Source organism: Saccharothrix carnea, assembly GCF_003014735.1.
GTDB classification, from domain to species: Bacteria; Actinomycetota; Actinomycetes; order Mycobacteriales; family Pseudonocardiaceae; genus Actinosynnema; species Actinosynnema carneum.
This window is the reverse complement of record NZ_PYAX01000006.1, coordinates 81,488-101,590: the sequence shown is the minus strand read 5'-3', so window position 1 is coordinate 101,590 and position 20,103 is coordinate 81,488. Positions and strand designations below refer to the sequence as shown.

At 71.4% G+C, this 20,103-nt stretch carries 19 protein-coding genes; 11 read left to right on the top strand and 8 right to left on the bottom strand.

Annotated elements, in window-relative coordinates:
• Position 1 precedes the first annotated feature (1 nt).
• Positions 2–547 carry a WD40 repeat domain-containing protein gene (locus B0I31_RS42610; RefSeq protein ID WP_106616671.1) on the bottom strand — a complete coding sequence of 182 codons (546 nt, stop codon included), beginning with the start codon at positions 545–547 and terminating at the stop codon, positions 2–4.
• Positions 436–2,259: a trypsin-like peptidase domain-containing protein gene (locus B0I31_RS18625; protein ID WP_106616670.1), complete on the bottom strand. Its 1,824-nt coding sequence runs from the start codon at positions 2,257–2,259 to the stop codon at positions 436–438. Before B0I31_RS18625 ends, B0I31_RS42610 begins: the two co-directional genes overlap by 112 nt.
• Before the next feature lie 29 nt (positions 2,260–2,288).
• On the opposite strand from B0I31_RS18625, the gene upp reads away from it, so the two are divergent.
• Positions 2,289–2,915, top strand: coding sequence for a uracil phosphoribosyltransferase (gene upp, locus B0I31_RS18620; protein WP_106616669.1), 627 nt, complete (start codon positions 2,289–2,291; stop codon positions 2,913–2,915).
• Positions 2,916–3,064: 149 nt separating this feature from the next.
• On the opposite strand, the gene B0I31_RS18615 is transcribed toward upp, so the two are convergent.
• Positions 3,065–3,904: an NAD(P)H-binding protein gene (locus B0I31_RS18615; protein ID WP_106616668.1), complete on the bottom strand. Its 840-nt coding sequence runs from the start codon at positions 3,902–3,904 to the stop codon at positions 3,065–3,067.
• 210 nt (positions 3,905–4,114) lie between these two features.
• On the opposite strand from B0I31_RS18615, the gene B0I31_RS18610 reads away from it, so the two are divergent.
• A complete protein-coding gene (locus tag B0I31_RS18610) occupies positions 4,115–5,425 on the top strand; it encodes a glycoside hydrolase family 18 protein (protein WP_106616667.1) in 1,311 nt (436 codons plus the stop codon).
• A 77-nt stretch (positions 5,426–5,502) separates the two neighbouring features.
• Here the strand turns inward: B0I31_RS18610 and B0I31_RS18605 are convergent, their stop codons facing one another.
• Positions 5,503–6,096 carry a TetR/AcrR family transcriptional regulator gene (locus B0I31_RS18605; protein WP_106616666.1) on the bottom strand — a complete coding sequence of 198 codons (594 nt, stop codon included), beginning with the start codon at positions 6,094–6,096 and terminating at the stop codon, positions 5,503–5,505.
• Between the two features lie 81 nt (positions 6,097–6,177).
• On the opposite strand from B0I31_RS18605, the gene B0I31_RS18600 reads away from it, so the two are divergent.
• The 5 genes from B0I31_RS18600 (at position 6,178) to B0I31_RS18580 (ending at position 9,646) form a co-directional block, all read left to right on the top strand.
• Positions 6,178–6,378 (top strand): type II toxin-antitoxin system VapB family antitoxin, encoded by a 201-nt coding sequence (locus B0I31_RS18600; RefSeq protein ID WP_233824133.1) that lies wholly within the window; start codon positions 6,178–6,180, stop codon positions 6,376–6,378.
• Positions 6,379–6,841: 463 nt separating this feature from the next.
• Positions 6,842–7,225 (top strand): type II toxin-antitoxin system death-on-curing family toxin, encoded by a 384-nt coding sequence (locus tag B0I31_RS18595; RefSeq protein WP_106616665.1) that lies wholly within the window; start codon positions 6,842–6,844, stop codon positions 7,223–7,225.
• Between the two features lie 50 nt (positions 7,226–7,275).
• The gene (locus tag B0I31_RS18590) at positions 7,276–7,659 is read left to right on the top strand and encodes a MerR family transcriptional regulator (protein ID WP_106616664.1); all 384 of its coding nucleotides are present in this window, start codon (positions 7,276–7,278) and stop codon (positions 7,657–7,659) included.
• A gap of 44 nt (positions 7,660–7,703) precedes the next feature.
• Positions 7,704–8,651 (top strand): aldo/keto reductase, encoded by a 948-nt coding sequence (locus tag B0I31_RS18585; protein WP_106617033.1) that lies wholly within the window; start codon positions 7,704–7,706, stop codon positions 8,649–8,651.
• Positions 8,652–8,716: 65 nt separating this feature from the next.
• On the top strand, positions 8,717–9,646 hold the full coding sequence (locus B0I31_RS18580) for an aldo/keto reductase (protein WP_106617032.1): 930 nt from the start codon (positions 8,717–8,719) through the stop codon (positions 9,644–9,646).
• Here the strand turns inward: B0I31_RS18580 and B0I31_RS18575 are convergent.
• Positions 9,643–10,095, bottom strand: coding sequence for a flavodoxin family protein (locus B0I31_RS18575; RefSeq protein WP_106616663.1), 453 nt, complete (start codon positions 10,093–10,095; stop codon positions 9,643–9,645). The genes B0I31_RS18580 and B0I31_RS18575 overlap by 4 nt on opposite strands.
• Positions 10,096–10,277: 182 nt before the next feature.
• Here B0I31_RS18575 and B0I31_RS18570 point away from each other — a divergent pair, with 182 nt between their 5' ends.
• Complete coding sequence (locus B0I31_RS18570) at positions 10,278–10,610, top strand: hypothetical protein (RefSeq protein WP_073885740.1); 333 nt, start codon at positions 10,278–10,280, stop codon at positions 10,608–10,610.
• Between the two features lie 3 nt (positions 10,611–10,613).
• On the opposite strand, the gene B0I31_RS18565 is transcribed toward B0I31_RS18570, so the two are convergent.
• From B0I31_RS18565 to B0I31_RS18555, 3 genes are read right to left on the bottom strand one after another with little or no spacing between them, the layout of a single operon-like run.
• Complete coding sequence (locus tag B0I31_RS18565; protein ID WP_106616662.1) at positions 10,614–12,230, bottom strand: phospho-sugar mutase; 1,617 nt, start codon at positions 12,228–12,230, stop codon at positions 10,614–10,616.
• Positions 12,227–13,057 carry a purine-nucleoside phosphorylase gene (locus B0I31_RS18560; protein ID WP_425444372.1) on the bottom strand — a complete coding sequence of 277 codons (831 nt, stop codon included), beginning with the start codon at positions 13,055–13,057 and terminating at the stop codon, positions 12,227–12,229. Before B0I31_RS18560 ends, B0I31_RS18565 begins: the two co-directional genes overlap by 4 nt.
• 54 nt (positions 13,058–13,111) lie before the next feature.
• Entirely contained in the window at positions 13,112–14,803 is a 1,692-nt protein-coding gene (locus B0I31_RS18555) for a serine/threonine-protein kinase (protein WP_245950070.1), read from the bottom strand.
• Between the two features lie 102 nt (positions 14,804–14,905).
• On the opposite strand from B0I31_RS18555, the gene B0I31_RS18550 reads away from it, so the two are divergent.
• From B0I31_RS18550 to meaB, 3 genes are read left to right on the top strand one after another with little or no spacing between them, the layout of a single operon-like run.
• Complete coding sequence (locus B0I31_RS18550; protein ID WP_106616661.1) at positions 14,906–16,837, top strand: methylmalonyl-CoA mutase family protein; 1,932 nt, start codon at positions 14,906–14,908, stop codon at positions 16,835–16,837.
• The gene (gene scpA, locus B0I31_RS18545) at positions 16,834–19,029 is read left to right on the top strand and encodes a methylmalonyl-CoA mutase (protein ID WP_106616660.1); all 2,196 of its coding nucleotides are present in this window, start codon (positions 16,834–16,836) and stop codon (positions 19,027–19,029) included. Before B0I31_RS18550 ends, scpA begins: the two co-directional genes overlap by 4 nt.
• Positions 19,022–20,023 (top strand): methylmalonyl Co-A mutase-associated GTPase MeaB, encoded by a 1,002-nt coding sequence (gene meaB, locus B0I31_RS18540; RefSeq protein ID WP_106616659.1) that lies wholly within the window; start codon positions 19,022–19,024, stop codon positions 20,021–20,023. The genes scpA and meaB overlap by 8 nt, the downstream gene beginning before the upstream one ends.
• Positions 20,024–20,103 lie beyond the last annotated feature (80 nt).

Below are 20,103 nucleotides of genomic sequence, written 5' to 3'. Positions count from 1 at the left end.
GTCAGGACGTTACCCCCGGCAGCACCTCGTCAACCCCGAGCCGCCTGATCTCCGGGTAGTACCCGTCCAACTCACCGACCTCGAACCGAACCTGCTTCACCGCCCACCACAACCGGTCACCGACGTCACCCTGCGTCCGGTACGCCCCATCGGGCAGCACGACCGCCATCCCGCTCTCGCCGTGCACCAGGATCGCCAGCTCAGCCCCGGTCGCGGAGTCCCAGATCCGCGCCGTGCCGTCGTCGGAGGTCGTCGCGATCCGCGTTCCGCCCGGTGAGTAGGACACGCTTCCCACGCTGCTCATGTGGCCGACCAAAGTCGACAAGTGCTCACCGCTCGTGCTCCAGATCCGCGCGGTCCCGTCCGACGACGCCGTGACGACCCGACGCCCGTCAGGGGAGAAGGCCACGTCGCGAACGGGCAGATCGTGCCCTGTCAGCGCCACCAACTGCTGTCCGTGGAGGTTCCAGATGCGCGCCGTGCCATCGGCGGACGCGGTGGCGATGTGATGGCCCTCGCGGGACGACGCCACGGACCGCACAGGCATGGCATGGCCTTCGAGGAGCACCGTGGTCGTCGAGGTGTGCAGGGAGACTGTGCCGTCGAGGTGCGCGGTGGCGAACGTGCCGCTCGCGGGGAGGGCGAACACACTGGTCGCGGGCCGCTGGGCGCTGTACTCGCCGATGCTCGACCCGGTCTCGTGTCCCAGAAGGTCACGAGTTCGTCCCAGGCCAACGTGAGGAGGTACGCGCCATCGTGCGAGATGGCGAGCGACTGGACCTCGGTGGCCCTGTCGAGGGTCGTGCCGTCGGGTCCGATGATCCCGAAGCCCGTCCGGGTCGCGATCGCGATCGTCCGGTCCACGGGCGAGAACGTGGCGAACCGCCCCACTGTCGAGTGGCCGTCGACCTCGACGTGCGCGGTCCCCGTCATGAGGTCCCACACGCGGACCGCACCGTCGTCGCACGTGGTCAGCAACGATCGGCCGTCAGGTGAGTACGACGCCGAGCCCACGGACGACCACGCGCCGGGTGACAGGTTCCGCACCGGCTTGCCGTCCTTGGTGTGGAGGGCGGCGGATCCGCCTGTCGACACCACCGCGAAGGTGCCGTCCGCCGCGGACGCGATTCCGAGCGCGTTCCGGGCGAGCTGGGCGATCGGCTTGAACTCCGTGTCCACGACGTCGAGTTCGAAGCCGTCGGACAGGACCATCCGCGTTTCGTCAACGAGGTGCAGCGCCTCGACCCAAGGCGGCCGGGTCTGAAAGGTGGCACCTCTCCCGGAGCCCACGTTCGCGACCGTGACCGCGCCTTCGTCGAAGATGGCGGCGGTCGACCCCGCGGGCGAGAGCGCCATCCGGACGCCATGATCGCCCCTGGTCGCCAACGCCATCACCACGTTGCCGGCCCACCAGATCTCCACGCGGTTGAGCCGCCTCGTCGCCAGCGTGCTCCCATCGGACGACACGACGAGGTCGTGGTAGACGCCCGGCATCGCCTTGACGACGGCCCCGGAGTCGATGTCCCAGAACTGGACCGAACCGGCGGAGTCCCTTGCCACCAGCCGGTTGCCGGGTTCGACGAACCAGATCCGCCCGACGACGCGATGCGGCAGAACGGTGACCAGATCACCGGTATGCGCGTCCCACACGCACACCGTGCCGTCTGCCTCCAGCGTGGCGATCCGCCGGCCGTCATATGCGTACGCGATGTCACTGATCAGGTGCGCGGTGGCGATGATCCCCGCCACCCGACCCGTCCGCCGGTCCCACACCGGGCTGCCGCTGTACCCGCGCTGCACGGCGAGCGCCGACTCGCTGTCCAGTTGCAACAACTGGGGGCCTACCCGACCGCGGACCACCGCACGGGCCCACGAGCCGTCCGGCCGGTTCTCCGGGTAGCCGAAGACGTCGACCGGGCTGTCGACCGGCAGCGGTGCGTCGACCAGCCGGGCGGGCGTCACACCGGCGGGCAGGTCCAGTTCCAGCGTGGCGACGTCGTCCCCGGGGCTCCCTTCCCGCGGCGGTGGTGGAGCCCAGGTCCGCACGTGTGCGGGCACGGGTTCGTGGGACGTGGCCGGGAAGTCGACCTCGACCGCCTTCGACGGCCGGTCGGTCGAGTGCGGATCGAGGCCCAGGGCGAGGTTGACGACGTGGGCGCAGGTCACGACGTGGCGGCCCACCACAACCCCCGCGCCCACCGTCCGGCCGGCCGTGTCGGTGAAGCGGACGACGGAGGTGGGTAACGAGCCGTCGGGCATCGGTTAGAGGTACCACATACTGTTCGACCATGGACGTCCTCGTTGTCGATCACCCACTGGCCAGGGCGCGGCTGACCACCATGCGTGACGCCCGCACCGACAACGCGGCGTTCCGCGCCGCGCTGCACGAGCTGACCGTGATGCTGGTGTACGAGGCCACGCGCGAGCTGCCCGTGGCCGAGGAGCGGGTGCACACGCCCGTCGCCCGCACCACCGGCTACCGGTTGGCCAACCCGCCGCTGCTGGTGCCCGTGCTGCGTGCCGGTCTCGGCATGGCCGACCAGGCGCACAAGCTGATCCCGGACGCGCAGATGGGTTTCGTCGGCCTGGCGCGTGACGAGGAGACCTTGCAGCCGACCCCGTACATGGAGTCGCTGCCCGACTCCCTGGCCGGTCGCCCCGTCTTCGTGCTGGACCCGATGCTCGCCACGGGCGGTTCGATGGCGTACACGATCCGGCTGCTGATCGACCGCGGCGCCACCGACGTGACCGCGATCTGCGCCCTGGCGGCCCCCGAGGGCATCAAGCACCTGGAGGACTCGGCCCTCCCGGTCCGCCTGATCACCGCCAGCATCGACGAACGCCTGAACGACTCGGGCTTCATCGTCCCCGGCCTGGGCGACGCCGGCGACCGCCAATACGGCGCCGTCCACTAACCCCGCGAGAGTCCAACGCTCACGCCGCGAGAGTCCAACGCTCAGCGCACCTGAATTCAACGCTCGGCCCTCACACCGTTAGGCATGAGCGTTGAATTCAGCGTCTGTCGACGTTGGACTCTCGCGCGGTGAACGTACGACTCTCGCGGTTAGGTGAGGTCGGTGTGGTGGTCGGTGGCCCAGGTGGCGAGGGTGCGGCCCGGGTGGCCCGTGACGGTCGTGAAGTCGGGGGTGACGGAGGCCGGTTCCTCGGCGTGCTGGGCCATGTAGCCGAGGAGGTACTCGGCGACGTCGTAGGGCAGGCCCTCGTCGCGGATCAGGGACGCGCGGGCCTGGCCGTAGGTCAGGCGTTCGAAGGCGATCGGGCGGCCCAGGCCACGACCGATGGCCGCGGCTTGTCTCACGTGCGTCAAGGCCTCCGGCCCGCTCAACGTGTACGCCTTGCCCGCGTGCCCGTCGTGCAGCAACGCGTGCACCGCCACCTCGGCCACGTCCGCCTCGTGCACCGGCGCGCCCACCGACTCCGGGAACGGCGCCCGCACCACGTTCTCCGCCTTGATCGTCCGCGCCCAGATCAGCTTGTTGGCCATGAACTCACCGGGCCGCACGTGCGTCCACGCCACGCCTGACGCCTCGATCACCCGCTCCACGTCGTGGTGCAGCTCGTAGCTCCCCGGCCGCCGCACGGTCACCGCGCTGCTCGACAGGAACACCACCCGCCGCAGGTCCGGAGCACGGTCCAGGAACGCCCGCGCGTGCTCCGCCGCGTCGTCCGACTCGATCGCCGCCAGCAGGAACACCGCCGTCACCCCGTCCAGCGGCAGCTCGCCCGGCCGCGTCAGATCACCTCCCACCACCTCCACCCCGTCCGGCAGCACGGCCCGAGCCGGGTTCCGCGTCAACGCCCGCACCGGCACACCCGCCGCCGCCAGCTGCCGCACGACCTCACCGCCGATGGTGCCGGTAGCCCCGGTGACCAGGATCGTCATGTCTTCCCCCAAAGCGGTTATTCAAACTTGAACAGCGCCGAAGCTAGCGCGACCACCACCCCGCCCGCACATGCAAAAGTTTGCAAGATATGCGAAGGAACTTCGTATTACCGGATTCGGCCGAACGGCCGTAGAGGTGGTCTAGACCTCATCACTACCGTGGTCCAGACCACACCGGAACAAGCCGGGACGCACACCGCGAGGAGAAGCATGTCGAGCAGGAGATGGGTGCTCCCCGCCCTCCTGGCCACCGCGATGACCGTGTCACTGGCGCCGCAAGCAGTCGCGCACGGCGATCACGGCAAGCACGGCGGTCACGGCGGTCACGGCAAAGCTGAGCGCGTCGTCGGCTACTACACCCAGTGGAGCGGCTACGACCGCAACTTCCTGGTGCGCGACCTCGTCGCCAACGGCACCGCGCCCCGGCTCACCCACCTGAACTACGCCTTCGGCTTCCTCGACGAGTCCGGCAAGTGCGTCAGCGCCGACCCGTGGGCCGACTACCAGCGGCCGTTCGGCGCCGGGCAGAGCGTGGACGGCACCGCGGACGTCGCGGGCCAGCCGCTGTCCGGCAACCTCAACCAGCTCAAGCAGCTCAAGGCCAAGTACCCCGAGCTGCGGATCAACATCTCCCTCGGCGGCTGGACCGGCTCCAAGTACTTCTCCAACGCCGCGCTCACCCCCGAGGCGCGCGCCGCGCACGTCGCCTCCTGCCTGGACCTGTGGCTCAAGGGCAACCTGCCCGACGCCGCGCCCGGTGCGGCGGCCGGCGTGTTCGACGGCATCGACCTCGACTGGGAGTGGCCGTCGTCCGAGGCCGCGCCCGGCAACGTCGTGCGCCCCGAGGACAAGCAGAACTTCACCGCGCTGCTCGTGGAGTACCGCAAGCAGCTCGGCCAGCTGTCCCGGCGCACCGGCGAGCGCTACGACCTCACCGCGTTCCTGCCCGCCAACCCCGCCCAGGTCGACCGCGGCTTCGAGGTGAAGAAGGTCTTCGACCTGCTGACCTTCGCCACGATCCAGGGCTACGACTACCACGGTGCCTGGGAGCCGCTGACCAACCAGCAGTCCGCCGTCCGCACGCCCGCGGCCGACCCGACCGCACCGCCGTTCAGCTCGCAGGTCGCCATCGACCACTACCTGCGCAACGGCGCACCGAAGCACAAGGTCGTGCTGGGCGTGCCGTTCTACAGCCGCGGCTGGACCGGCGTCCGCAACGAGAACAACGGCCTGTTCCAGCCCGCGACCGGCCCGGCGCCCGCGACCTACGAGGCCGGGTACGAGGACTACCGGATCCTCAAGGCGCAGCTGGGGAAGTTCACCGTGCACCGGGATGCCAAGGCCGGGCACGCGTGGCTGTTCGACGGCACCACGTTCTGGACCTGGGACGACCCGGTCGAGATGAAGCGCAAGGGCCGCTACGTGGCCGAACGGCGCCTTGGCGGCGCGATGATCTGGTCGCTCGACGGTGACACCGCCGACGGCGAGCTGATCAAGGCGCTCACCAGCGGACTGTCCTGATCTGGACAGTTCACGGGGTCCGGGGAGGTTTCGCGGCGGCCACCTCCCCGGGCCCCACCTTCACGTCGTGCCCACCTTCACGCGTTGCGCCAACCGTCCGCGTGCGCACGCAGCGCGCGCTCGTAGACGGAGGCGATCTCGACGCCCGGCGGCAGGTTGCCGTTGAGCTCCAGGCTCACCAGGCCGTGCACCATGCCCCACATCGCCAACGCGATCCGCTCGGGCGGCTCGGGCGTGAACACCCCGCACTCGACCGCGCGCCCGACGTCCCGCACGACCGGCAGGAACGTCTGGTTGGCCGCTTCCTTCGTCTCCTCGGACGGCTCGAAGTTCGGCACCACCTTGCTGAACATCACCAGGTAGAACTGCGGGTCCGCGAGCGCGCTCGCCCGGTATGCCAAGCCGATCTGGACCAGGTCCTCCACCGGGTCGTCGGTCTGCGGCACGCTCGCGATCCGTTCACCGAATCGGCGGAACGCCTCCTCGTACACGGCGTTCAGCAGCGCGGGCTTGCCGCCGAACAACGAGTACACGGCCGTGGTCGAGGTGTTGACATCCGCCGCGAGCCTGCGCAAGCTCAGTGCGCCGGGGCCTTCGGTGGACAGCAGTTCGCCCGCCCGCTCGAGCAGCCGGCCGCGGAGCGCTTCGTCGTGTGTCTTCGGTCGTGGCACCGGGACATCGTATCGCAACACCGTTATAATTCGCGGTCTGGCCATCGTGGTATCAAGTTGGTACCGTCATTCTCCATGGCGATGACTCTGCGTCTGAGCGACGAGGAGAACCGGCGGCTCGACGAACTCGCCGCCGCCGAGGGCCGTTCGAAGCAGGAGGTCGTGCGCTTGGCCTTGGCCGAGCGGTGGGCCAGGTTGCAGAAGGAAGAGCAGTTGTCCGAGGTCCTCGGGCGCGTGCTCCCCAAGTACCGGGGCCTGCTCGACCGCCTCGGCTCCGCGTGACCCGAGCCTGATCCCACGGGCTCGAAGGCCGAGTCCAAGCCCGATCCGACGCCGACGCGGCCTGTCCGGATTGCGGGAATCCGTACCTCTGGGCGACCGGCCGACTACTCACCGACCACGACGCCGCACCTTCGGGTGAACGCATCGTCGCGCCCTCGCCGTTCGAACATATGTTCGATACGATCAATCCATGCAGCTCAACCGCCGCACGCCCGGTCGTTCACTTTTCTACCTCTGTGAACGGCCACGGCGGTCCGGAGCGCACCGGTATGGTGCGCCGTTGAAGATCGGGCTGCGTCCAGGTTGCGCTTCGGTGCACAACGCGGCCGACAACATCCTCGCCGCCCGCTGGGCGGGGAGGCGATACGGACCTGAGGGGGTGGGTGGTGGCGCTGCAGGCGTCCCGGAGGCGGCGTGGCCGCGCCGGAGTCCCAGCCCCTCGGGACAGGGAGCGCGTCAAGCAGTGGTCAACTACCTCGACGCCGGCGACTTGCTCGTGCTGGCGACCGCCGTCACCGGCGGGGATCTGGTCGTGCGCGACTTAGGTCTCCTCGACTCCGCAGCCCACCGCCCCCGGGCCACAGTGCTGGGGGTCGAGGCCTACGACACGCTCTGGCTGAAAGCTTCCGCGTTGCTCGACTCCATCGTCCGCACGCGCCCGTTGGCCGAGGGCAACTGGCGGCTGGGCTGGGTCGCCGCCGTGACGTTGTGCGACATCAACGGCTGGTGGATCGACGCGGAGGAGGACGAAGCCCTCGACCTGGTGCGTGCGCTGGGCCGGGAGCAGATCGACGTCGCCGGCATGGCCGCCCACCTGGAGGCCTGGGGCCTGCCCAAGGACGACTGAACGCGAAACGGGTTGACCTGGAGTGCACTCCAGCTCCTACGGTCGACACCGTGACTTACTCGATCGCCCAAGCGGCCGAGCGCAGTGGGTTGTCGATCGACACCCTGCGCTACTACGAGCGGATCGGCCTGGTCGACCCGCCCGCCCGGGACTCCGGCGGGCGGCGCACCTACAGCGACGACGACCTGGGCTGGCTGGTCTTCCTGACCCGCCTGCGCACCACCGGCATGCCCATCCGCATGATGCGCGAGTACGCGCAGCTCAGGCACCTCGGCGCGGCCACGGCGGGCAGGCGCAAGCAGATGCTGTACGAGCACCGGGCGTCGGTCCGCGCGCGCATCGCCGAGCTGCAGTCGTGCCTGGAAGTGCTCGACTACAAGATCACGCACTACGAGCAGATCGAGCACACCTTCATCGAGGGGATCACGGCGTGAGGTCGTTGGGCGAACTCCGGGTCGGCAACCAGGGCCTGGGCTGCATGGGCATGAGCCAGTCCTACGGCGTCGGCGACGAGGCCGAGTCGATCGCCACCATCCACCGGGCGCTGGACCTCGGTGTCACGCTGCTGGACACGGCGGACGTGTACGGCGGGGCCACGCGTCCCGGCGCACCCGCCGACGTCAGCGGCGTGGGCGCCAACGAGGAGCTGGTGGGCCGGGCGATCAGGGGGCGGCGCGACGAGGTGGTGGTCGCGACCAAGTTCGGGCTCGCCGACCCCGACCGCAAGCCGCGCGGGGACGCGGCGTACGTCAAGCAGGCGGTCGAGGCGTCGTTGCGGCGGCTCGGCGTGGACCACATCGACCTGTACTACCAGCACCGCGTCGACCCGGACGTGCCGATCGAGGAGACCGTCGGCGCGATGGCCGAGCTGGTCGCCGAGGGCAAGGTCCGCTACCTGGGCCTGTCGGAGGCGGGCGCCGCGACGATCCGCCGCGCACACGCCGTGCACCCGATCAGCGCGCTGCAGAGCGAGTGGTCGCTGTGGACGCGCGACATCGAGGCCGAGATCGCGCCGACGTGCCGTGAGCTGGGCATCGGCATCGTGCCGTTCTCGCCGCTCGGCCGCGGTTTCCTCACCGGTCGCGTCACGTCCGTCGCCGACCTGGCCGAGGACGACATGCGCCGCAACCTGCCCCGGTTCGCCGAGGACAACTTCGCCCGCAACACCGCCATCGTGGACGCGTTGCGCGCACTCGCCGCCGAACGCGGCGTCACGCCCGGTCAGCTGGCCCTGGCCTGGGTGCACCACCAGGGCGAGCACGTCGTCCCCATCCCGGGTACCAAGCGGGTGAAGTACCTGGAGGAGAACGTCGCCGCCGCCTCGCTCGAACTCGGCGCCGAGGAGCTCCGCGCGATCGAGGCCGCCGCACCCGCCGTCGCGGGCGAGCGGTACCCGGCGGAGTTCCTGAAGCTCTCGAACAAGTAGGGAGGACGACCGTGGAGAAGCGCCGGTTGGGCGCGCTCGAGGTGAGCGCGCAGGGTCTGGGCTGCATGGGGATGAGCGACTTCTACGGCCCGGGCGACGACGCCGGGTCCACGGCGACCATCCACCGCGCCCTGGACCTGGGCGTCACGTTGCTCGACACCGCCGACATGTACGGGCCGTTCACCAACGAGGAGCTGGTCGGGCGGGCCGTCGAGGGCCGCCGGGACGAGGTCGTGCTGGCGACGAAGTTCGCCATCGTCCGCGAGCCGGGGCAGCCGCGGTCCGAGTGGGGCCTGCGCGGTGACCCGGAGTACGTCAAGCAAGCCGCCGAGGCGTCGCTGCGGCGGCTGCGGACCGACCACATCGACCTGTACTACCAGCACCGCGTCGACCCGGACGTGCCGATCGAGGAGACCGTCGGCGCGATGGCCGAGCTGGTCGCCGAGGGCAAGGTCCGCTACCTGGGCCTGTCCGAAGCGGGCGCGGAGACGATCCGGCGGGCGCACGCCGTGCACCCGGTCGCGGCCGTGCAGACCGAGTGGTCGCTGTGGTCGCGCGACATCGAGGCGGAGGTCGTGCCGACGTGCCGTGAGCTGGGCATCGGCGTCGTCGCGTACTCGCCGCTGGGCCGCGGGTTCCTGACCGGCAAGTACACGTCGAAGGACGACTTCGCGCCCGGCGACTTCCGGCTGGCCGGCCAGCCGCGGTTCGCCGAGGAGAACCTGGCCCGCAACCTCGCGCTGGTCGAGTCGCTGCGCCAGGTGGCGCGGGAGCACGACGTGACGGCGGCCCAGATCGCGCTGGCGTGGGTGCACCACCAGGGTGCGGTACCGATCCCCGGCACCAAGCGGGTGAAGTACCTGGAGGAGAACGCCGCCGCGGCCGACCTGGAGCTGACCGACGAGCAGCTGTCCCGGATCGCGGCGGCCGTGCCGCCCGACGCGGTGGCCGGCACCCGCTACCCGACCGAGGTCATGCCCACCCTGGGCCGCTAGGGCATCAACGTGGCCGCGACGGTGGCGCCCAACTCCCGGCACCGCTCCCGGGCGTCACCGTCCGGCGCACCGGCGAGGGACAACGTCTCCACCACAGGCCGCCACTTCAACCCGGCCGTGATGTCCCGCAACGCCTTCACCGCACCCTCCGTGCCCAGGTTGCCGTGCACGTACGCCCCGAACGGCCGACCGCGCGTGGCGTCCAGGCACGGGTAGTAGATGGTGTCGAAGAAGTGCTTCAACGCGCCGCTGATGTACCCGATGTTGGCGGGCGTGCCGAGCAGGTAGCCGTCAGCTTCCAGCACGTCCGACGCGGTCGCGGACAGGGCGGGGCGGCGGACCACCTCGACGTCCTCGATGTCCGGGTCGGTCGCGCCCTCCAGCACGGCCTCGAACAGCTCCTGCATGGCGGGCGACGGCGTGTGGTGCACGATCAGCAGGCGGGGCACGCGGCCAAGGTTGCCGCGACCGGCACGGCACGGCAACCGCTCGACAGTGCCGCGACCGGCGGAAGACGAGGCGAAGGTTGCCGGTCGCGGCACTAACATGGCACCCAACCCCAGTGATGACGTCGCGCGGGAACCCGCGGGGCCGTCGCGCGTCCTCAGTAGTAGTGACACGGGAGGGAGTCATGGAAACTCGCAGCATCGCCACGATGAAGCGGAACCGGCGGATCACCTGGGGTGCGGGGGTCGGCATCGGGGTCGGGCTGATCGGCCTGCCGCTGGTCTTCATCGCCCTGTGGCCGGGGGTCGACCACAGCCCGTGGGACGTCAACACGATGATCCTCGCGACCGGCGTCGCGCTGTGCACGACCAGCTACATCTCCGGCCGGATCTCGCTGGCCGCGTTCACGCAGGGCCGGTCGCGCCCGGTGAGTCCGCCGACCCGGCGTCCGTACCTGGTGGCGGGCGGTTCGCTCGTCGTCGCCGTGCTGTGCCTGCTGCTGGCCCTGGCGTCGTGACCGCTAGGGCGTGAGCAGCTCGGACACCTGAGCCCGCAGTTCGGCCAACCGCGCCCGAGCACGGTCACGGGCCGCCGGCAGGTCGTCGGACACCGGTTCCACGACCTCCAGGTACGCCTTCAGCTTCGGCTCGGTCCCGGACGGCCGCACGACCACCCGCACGCCTTCGCGGGTGAGCCGGACCACGTCGGCCCCGGGCAGCAGGTCCTCGAACGCGAAACCCCCCGGCGGCTGCGCCCGCAGCCGCGCCATCAGCGCACCGATCCGGCTCAGGTCGGTGAACCGCAGCGACACCTGGTCGGTCAGGTGCAGGCCGTGGTCGACGGCGAGCTGGTCCAGCGCGTCCAGCAGGGTCCGGCCCGACGCCTTCAACCCGGCCGCCAGGTCGCACGCCACCACGGCCGCCGAGATGCCGTCCTTGTCGTTGACGTGCGCGGGGTCGACGCAGTTGCCCAACGCCTCCTCGTACGCGAACACCAACCCGTCGCCCGCGCGCACCAGCCACTTGAACCCGGTCAACGTCTCCGCGTACCGCGCGCCGTGCGCCGCCGCGATCGACTTCAGCAACGACGACGACACGATCGTGGTGGCCACCAACGGATCCGCACTGTCCGTGGTGGACAGGACCAGCGAGCCGAGCAGCACACCGGTCTCGTCACCGCGCAGCATCCGCCACGACCCGTCCCGCTCGCGCACGCCCAGCGCGCACCGGTCCGCGTCCGGGTCCAGCGCGATGGCCAGGTCGGCGTCCTCGGCCGCCGCCAGCTCCAGCAGCCGGTCCGCCGCACCCGGCTCCTCCGGGTTCGGGAACGCCACGGTCGGGAACGCCGGGTCCGGCACGGCCTGCTCGCGCACCACCCGCACGTCGGTGAACCCGGCCCGCCGCAACGCCTCCACCGCCGTCGCGCCGCCGACGCCGTGCATCGGGGTCAACGCCACCCGCAGGTCACGCGCCGTGCCGCGGGGCAGTGACGCGACCCGTTCCAGGTACTCGTCCACCTCGGCGTCCGACACCGGCAGGTAGTCGTCCGACCGCGGCACCGACACGGCTGCGGGCACGCCCCGGATCGCCGCCTCGATCTCGCGGTCCTCCGGCGGCACGATCTGCCCGCCGCCCTTGAGGTACAGCTTGTAGCCGTTGTCCGCGGGCGGGTTGTGCGACGCGGTGATCTGCACGCCCGCCACCGCGTCGTGCCGCTTGACCAGGAACGCCAGGACCGGCGTCGGCAGCGGCCCCGGCAGCACCCGCACGGTGAATCCCGCACCCGCCAGCACACCGGCCGCCGCGGTCGCGAAGTCCTCCGACCCGTGCCGCGCGTCCCGACCCACGAACACCGTGCCGACGTGCCCGTTGGCCTTGAGCCACGCGGCGAGCCCGGCCGTGGTGCGGATGACCACGGCCCGGTTCATCCCGTTCGGCCCGGCCCGCACCGGACCGCGCAACCCCGCCGTGCCGAACGTCAGCGGACCGGCCATCCGGTCGGCCAGCTCGTCGGCCGCGGCGGCGTCACCGCCCATCGCCCGCGCCAGCACGGTCTGCAGCTCCAGGCGCGTGTCCGGGTCGGGGTCGTCGGCGATCCAGCGGAACGCGGCGTCGCGCAGGGCGGGGCTCAGGCTCATGCCCTGGCCGCCGGCTCTGCCCGGGTGACCAGCTCGCGCAGCAACGCGCCCATCCGGCTGGCCGCCGCCTGGCCCGCCTCCAGCACCTCTTCGTGGTTGAGCGGCTCACCGGTGATGCCCGCGGCGAGGTTCGTCACCAGCGACAGGCCGAACACCTCCACGCCTTCCGCGCGGGCCGCGATGGCCTCCAGCACGGTGGACATGCCGACCAGGTCCGCACCCATCGTGCGCAGCATCCGGATCTCGGCGGGCGTCTCGAAGTGCGGTCCGGGCAGGCCCGCGTAGACGCCTTCCTCCAACGACGGGTCGATCTCCCGGGCGAGGTCGCGCAGCCGCGGCGAGTACAGGTCGGTGAGGTCCACGAACCGCGCGCCCACCAGCGGCGACGACGCGGTCAGGTTCAGGTGGTCGCTGATCAGCACGGGCTGGCCGACCGCCATGCCCTGCCGCAGCCCGCCCGCTGCGTTGGTCAGCACGACCGTGCCGACGCCCGCGGCCGCCGCCGTGCGCACGCCGTGCACGACCTTGGCCACGCCCTTGCCCTCGTACCCGTGCGTCCGGCCGAGCATGACCAGCACGTTCTTGTCGGCGACGCGCACCGACCGCACCGTCCCGCCGTGCCCGACGGCGGTGGGCGCCTCGAACCCGGGCAACTCGCCCATGGGCACCTCGGCCACGGCCTCGCCGATCAGGTCGGCCGCCGGGCGCCACCCCGACCCGAGGACGACGGCGATGTCGTGCCTGTCCACCCCGGTCCGCTCGGCCAACGCCTTGGCCGCGTCGGTGGCCAGGGCCTCAGGGGCGGTCTTCTCATCAATACCGGTCACGGCCGCGAGCCTAATAGCCGCCTGCCACCGTTGCCCGCAGTGCCGCCGGGCCGGCTAATCCGTCACCCTGAACGTCGGCGCGATGGTGTCGAACAGCCGGCTCCGGCCCGCCTCCTCCTGCTCGGTCGGCACCACGACCTCGACCACCCACAGGTCGTTGCCCCTCGGCAGGATGCGGGAGTAGCGGCTGCGGCGCAGGTCAGGGCCTGGGGGGACGGTGCCGCGAGCCAGGTCGGTGGCCCGTTCGACGGTCCGGTAGCTGTACTGGCGAGCCGCTTCACGGCCGCCCGGTGGCAGGTCGTCGGTCGGTTCGAAGGCCTCGCCGAAGTACTGGCCCTTCGCCCACCGGGACCGCACGTGCTGCAGGTAGTCCTTGACCGTGTTGCGGTCGTAGTAGTCCGGGAACCGCTGCACCGTCACCTCGTACCAGCCGTTCGGCGCGACCAGGTGCACCACGGTGCTCGGCACCAGCCCGTCGTTCGCCCGCTGCTCCAGGAAGCTGGTCCAGTCCGGCCCGACCTCGATGGTGAACTCGGCGCCCTGCTCGCCGTTCGCGGACGCGGCCGACGCCGTGGTCGGCAGCAGGGACGGCGTCTCCGTGATCGCGGGCACGGACGGGGTGGACGGGGTCGGCGGCGGCAGCAGGGAGGCGCCCGCGACGGTCCTGGTCAACGCGAAGCCGGACACGCTGCCGATCGCGAACAGCACCACCGCGGACAACGCCACCAGCGCCGTCAACCCCGGGCGGCGGGTCAGCTCACGCGTCGGCGGATCCGCCAGGACGAACGGCAGCGGCCCCGGGTCGGACGCCAACGGCGTGTCGGGCGCGATCGGCGGCTTGACCAGGGGTGGCCGCACGACCTCCACCACCGGGCGGGTGTCCGACGTCACCGGGAACACGTCGGTCCCCGGCTCGGGCAGCAGCGGCCGCACCAGCCGCCGCACCTCGGCCAACCCGATCCGCCCCTCCGGCTCCTTCACCATCAGCCCCGCGACGACCGCCTCCAAAGCGCCGCACCCCGCCGCGGACGGCACGTCACCGTGCACGACCTGGTTGATCGTCTGGAGCACGTTCGCGCCTTCGTACGGTTGCTGCCCGGTCATCGCCGCGAACAGCGTCGCGCCCAACGACCACTGGTCCGCCGCGAACGACACCGCCCCACCGGCCGCCACCTCGGGCGCGATGAACGCGGGCGTGCCCAGCGTGATCCCGCGGCTGGTCAGGGTGGCCTCGGCGACGTTGCGGGCGATGCCGAAGTCGGTCAGCTTCACCCGGCCGTCGTCCGCGACCAGCACGTTGCCCGGCTTCACGTCCCGGTGCGTGATCCCGGCCCGGTGCGCGGCCTCCAGCGCCGCGGCCACGGCATCGGCCACGACGGCGCCCTGCACGTCGGTCAACGGCCCGCGCTGCCGCACCACCTCCGCCAGCGACGACGACGGCACCAGCTCCATCACCACGTACGGGTCGCCGTCGGCCCGCACCACGTCGTACAGCGTCACCAGGTTCGGGTGCGCGAGCGCCGCCGCCGACCGCGCTTCCCGCAACGTCCGTTCCCGCAGCACCTCGGCTTCGTCGTCCGGCGTGCCCTCCGGGCGGAGGATCTCCTTCACCGCGACGTCGCGTCGCAGGACTTCGTCGTGCGCGGCCCAGACGGTGCCCATCGAGCCACGTCCCAGGACGTGCCGCAGGCGGTAACGCCCGGCGATCAGCCGGTCCGGCCCGGTAACCGGGTGGTCTTCGTCCACTGCGCCATCATCCCCCAGCGTGGAAGACTGGCGTCTGCATCGTTCACGGCGGTGAACCTCACATAGCCGTCGTACTACTGGTGAGTAACACTCCGGAGCATGATGGAGCCGTCAGGCGAGTTGGCGCTGGCCGCCGAGTTCCCCACCCCTGACCGCGAGCAGTGGCTGGACCTGGTCCAGGGCGTGCTGCGCAAGTCGGGTGCGGACTTCGGGTCGCTGATCACCACCACCTACGACAACATCGACGTGCAGCCGCTCTACACGGCTGCCGAACGGGCGCCGGACGCCGGTTTCCCCGGCCTGGCCCCGTTCACGCGCGGCAGCAGGCCGCAGGGCGCGGTCGAGGGCTGGGACGTCCGCCAGCAGCACCGGGTCGCCGACCGCGAGGCGGTGATGGCCGACCTGGAGAACGGCGTCACGTCGCTGTGGCTCAAGGGTCTCGACCCGGCGTCCTACGACGACGTGCTGGCCGACGTCTACCTGGACCTCGCGCCGGTGATCGTCGACGCGGGCGCGGACTTCCTCGCCGCCGGTCGCGCCATGCTGCGGGTCTGGGACCAGCGGCCGGTGCTGGCCGGCGAGGTCCGGGGCAACGTGGGCGCGGACCCGTTGGGCGTCCAGGCGCGCACGGGGCAGCCCGCTGACCTGGCGGCGCTGACCGACCTGCTCGGCAAGGCCCGCGAGTTCCCCGAACTGCGCCTTGTGGTGGTGGACGGCCTGCCGTTCCACGAGGCGGGCGGGTCGGACGCGGAGGAGTTGGGCGCGTCGCTGGCGGCCGGGGTGGCGTACCTGCGGCACCTGACCGAGGCCGGGTTGGACGTCGCGCACGCTGTGCGGCTGCTGGAGTTCCGGTACGCGGCGACCGCCGACCAGTTCCTCACCATCGCGAAGTTCCGGGCCGCGCGGCGGCTCTGGGCGCGGGTCACCGAGGTCGCCGGCGCGCCGAGCCCGCAGGCGCAGCACGCGGTCACGTCGCCCGCGATGATGACCCGCCGCGACCCGTGGGTGAACATGCTGCGCACCACCGTGGCGTGCTTCGGCGCGGGTCTGGGCGGTGCGGACGCGGTGACCGTGCTGCCGTTCGACCACGCGATCGGCCTGTCCGACGACTTCTCCCGGCGCATCGCCCGCAACACCCAGTCGCTGCTGCTGGAGGAGTCGAAGCTGGCCGGCGTGATCGACCCGGCGGGCGGCTCCTGGTACGTGGAACGGCTCACCGACGACCTCGCGCGCGCCGCGTGGGCGTGGTTCCGCGAGATCGAGGCCGCGGGTGGGTTGCCGAAGGCGTTCGACCTGGTCGCCGACCAGATCGCGGACACGTGGGCCCGGCGCCGGGCGAACCTGGCCGACCGGTCCGACGCGATCACGGGCGTGAGCGAGTTCCCGAACCTGGCCGAGCAACCGGTAGTCCGGCCGCCGTACCCCGACGAGCAGCCGATCTCTCGGTCGGCGGCCCCGGACCGGCCAGGCGAAAGTCTCGCCGCCTCGGGCCAGCCGAGCGAAGGCCTCGTCGCCCGTGCTGCGCAGGCGTCCCCGCCAGGGGGTCCCCTGGATTCATTGTCCCAGAGGGGTACGACGATTCCGGTCGGTCGAGGGCGGGCGTTGCCGCGCGTCCGGTACGCCCAGGACTTCGAGGCGTTGCGGGACGCGGCGGATGCGGCGGCCGAGAGGCCCAAGGTCTTCCTCGCCACGCTCGGCCCGGTCGCCGCGCACACCGCGCGGGCCACGTTCGCGGCGAACCTGTTCCAGGCGGGCGGTATCGAGACGCCGAACGCCGGTCCCACCAAGACGGTCGAGGACGTGGTCGCGAAGTTCCGCGAGAGCGGTGCCCGGATCGCGTGCGTGTGCGGCAGCGAGAGCAGCTACGCCGAGCTGGCCGCACCGGTGGCGCAGGCCCTGCGCGAGGCCGGCGCGGAGCGGGTGTTGTTGGCGGGCAAGAAGTCCGAAGCCGCGATCGACGAGTACGTGTTCACCGGCTGCCCGGCGCTGGAAGTGCTGGAGCACACGTTCGACGCCCTTGGAGTCCAGCGATGATCCCGAACTTCGCCGACGTCGACCTGGGCGAGCCCGGCACCGCCGCCGACGCCGCGCAGTGGCACGCCGCGCTGCAGGAGGCGACCGGCAAGGGCGCGGACGCGTTGACGTGGGAGACGCCCGAGGGCATCGGCGTCAAACCCGTCTACACGGCCGCCGACACCGAAGGCCTCGACTTCCTGGGCACCTACCCGGGCATCGCGCCGTTCCTGCGCGGCCCGTACCCGACGATGTACGTCAACCAGCCGTGGACGATCCGGCAGTACGCCGGGTTCTCCACCGCCGAGGAGTCCAACGCCTTCTACCGCCGCAACCTCGCGGCCGGCCAGAAGGGGCTCTCCGTCGCGTTCGACCTGGCCACCCACCGCGGCTACGACTCCGACCACCCGCGCGTGGCCGGTGACGTCGGCATGGCGGGCGTGGCGATCGACTCGATCTACGACATGCGCCAGCTGTTCGACGGAATCCCGCTGGACAAGATGAGCGTGTCGATGACCATGAACGGCGCGGTGCTGCCGATCCTGGCGCTCTACGTGGTGGCGGCCGAGGAGCAGGGGGTGGCGCCGGAGCAGCTGGCCGGGACCATCCAGAACGACATCCTCAAGGAGTTCATGGTCCGCAACACCTACATCTACCCGCCGCGGCCGTCGATGCGGATCATCTCCGACATCTTCGCGTTCACCTCGCAGCGGATGCCGAAGTTCAACTCGATCTCGATCTCCGGCTACCACATGCAGGAAGCGGGCGCGACGGCCGACCTGGAGCTGGCCTACACGCTGGCGGACGGCGTGGAGTACCTGCGGGCGGGCCGGGACGCGGGCCTGGACATCGACGCGTTCGCGCCGCGGCTGTCGTTCTTCTGGGCGATCGGCATGAACTTCTTCATGGAGGTCGCCAAGCTGCGCGCGGCCCGGCTGCTGTGGGCGAAGCTGGTGAAGGGCTTCGACGCGAAGAACCCGAAGTCGCTGTCGCTGCGCACGCACTGCCAGACCTCCGGCTGGTCGCTCACCGCGCAGGACGTGTTCAACAACGTCGCCCGCACGTGCGTCGAGGCGATGGCCGCCACGCAGGGGCACACGCAGTCGTTGCACACCAACGCGTTGGACGAGGCGCTGGCGCTGCCCACGGACTTCTCCGCGCGCATCGCCCGCAACACCCAGCTGCTGCTCCAGCAGGAGTCAGGCACCACGCGGGTGATCGACCCGTGGGGCGGCAGCGCGTTCGTCGAACGCCTCACGCACGACCTGGCGCACCGCGCGTGGTCGCACATCACCGAGGTCGAGGCCGCGGGCGGGATGGCGCAGGCCATCGACGCGGGCATCCCGAAGCTGCGCATCGAGGAGGCCGCGGCCCGCACCCAGGCCCGCATCGACTCCGGGCGGCAGCCGGTGATCGGCGTGAACAAGTACCAGGTCGAGGTCGACGAGAAGATCGACGTGCTCAAGGTCGACAACGCCGGGGTGCGCGCGCAGCAGCTCGCGAAGCTGGAGCGGTTGCGGGCCGAACGCGATCAGTCCGGTGTGGACTCGGCGTTGGCCGCGCTGACGCGGGCGGCGGACTCGGACGGCAACCTGCTGGAGCTGGCGATCGCGGCGGCGCGGGCCAAGGCGACGGTCGGCGAGATCTCCGAGGCGCTGGGCAAGGTGTGGGGCCGGCACTCCGCGCAGATCCGCACGATCACCGGGGTTTACCGGGAGGAGGCCGGGTCCGTGTCCAACGTGGAGGCCACGCGCGAGGTCGTGGAGGCGTTCGCGGAAGCCGAAGGGCGCCGGCCGCGCATCCTGGTCGCCAAGATGGGACAGGACGGGCACGACCGCGGCCAGAAGGTGATCGCGACCGCGTTCGCCGACCTCGGCTTCGACGTGGACGTCGGCCCGCTGTTCCAGACCCCGGACGAGGTCGCGCGCCAGGCCGTGGAGGCCGACGTGCACATCGTCGGGGTGTCGTCGCTGGCCGCCGGTCACCTCACGTTGGTGCCCGCGCTGCGGTCGGCGCTGGCGGAGATGGGCCGCGAGGACATCATGATCGTGGTCGGTGGCGTGATCCCGCCGCAGGACTTCGACGCGTTGCGCGAGGCGGGTGCGGCGGCGATCTTCCCGCCCGGCACGGTGATCGCGGACGCGGCCGGTGACCTGCTGCGCAAGCTCGCCGAGCAGCTCGGCCACGCCGACCTGCCGGGACGAGATGGCTAAGCCGGTCGACGTCGGCGAGTACGCCAAGGGCGTGCTGGCCGGCAACCGCGGCACGTTGGCGCGGGCCATCACGCTGGTCGAGTCGACCCGCCCGGACCACCGCGCGGCGGCCCAGGAGCTGCTGGTCGAACTGCTGCCGCACGCGGGCAACGCGCACCGCGTCGGCATCACCGGCGTGCCCGGCGTGGGCAAGTCGACGTTCATCGACGCGTTCGGCTCGATGCTGACCGGGCGCGGGCACCGGGTGGCCGTGCTGGCGGTCGACCCGTCGTCCACCCGCACCGGCGGCTCGATCCTGGGCGACAAGACCCGGATGGCCCGGCTCGCGGTCGACCCGGCGGCGTTCATCCGACCGTCGCCGACCTCGGGCACGCTCGGCGGCGTGGCCAAGGCGACGCGTGAGTCGATCGTGCTCGTCGAGGCCGCGGGCTACGACGTTGTGCTGGTCGAGACGGTCGGCGTCGGCCAGTCCGAGGTCGCGGTGGCGAACATGACGGACTGCTCGCTGTTCCTGACCCTCGCGCGGACCGGTGACCAGCTCCAGGGCATCAAGAAGGGCGTGCTGGAGCTGGCCGACGTGATCGCGGTCAACAAGGCAGACGGACCGCACGAGATGGACGCCCGCAAGGCCGCGCGGGAGCTGGCGGGCGCGTTGCGGCTGCTGCGCCCGGCCGACGCGTTGTGGCACCCGCCCGTGCTGACGTGCAGCGGGCTGGACGGGTCGGGGCTCGACGTGGTGTGGGAGCAGGTGACCAGGCACCGGGAGGTGCTGGAGGCGGCCGGTGAGCTGGCCGAGCGGCGTCGTCGGCAGCAGGTGGACTGGACGTGGGCGATGGTGAACGACCAGCTGCTCGCGAGCCTGCGCTCGGCGGCGGCGGTGCGGTCGGTCGTGCCCGAGGTGGAGCGGCAGGTGCGGGAGGGGCGGTTGACGGCCACGCTGGCCGCCGAGAGGATCCTGGCCGCGTTCCGGTCCGGCGAGGGTGAGGACGCGTGAGGTTCGCTCACAGCACGTGAGCGGAACCCGGTTTGGCTGACCACTGACAGTGGTAACCACGGAAGGCGGTAGCTAGGCTT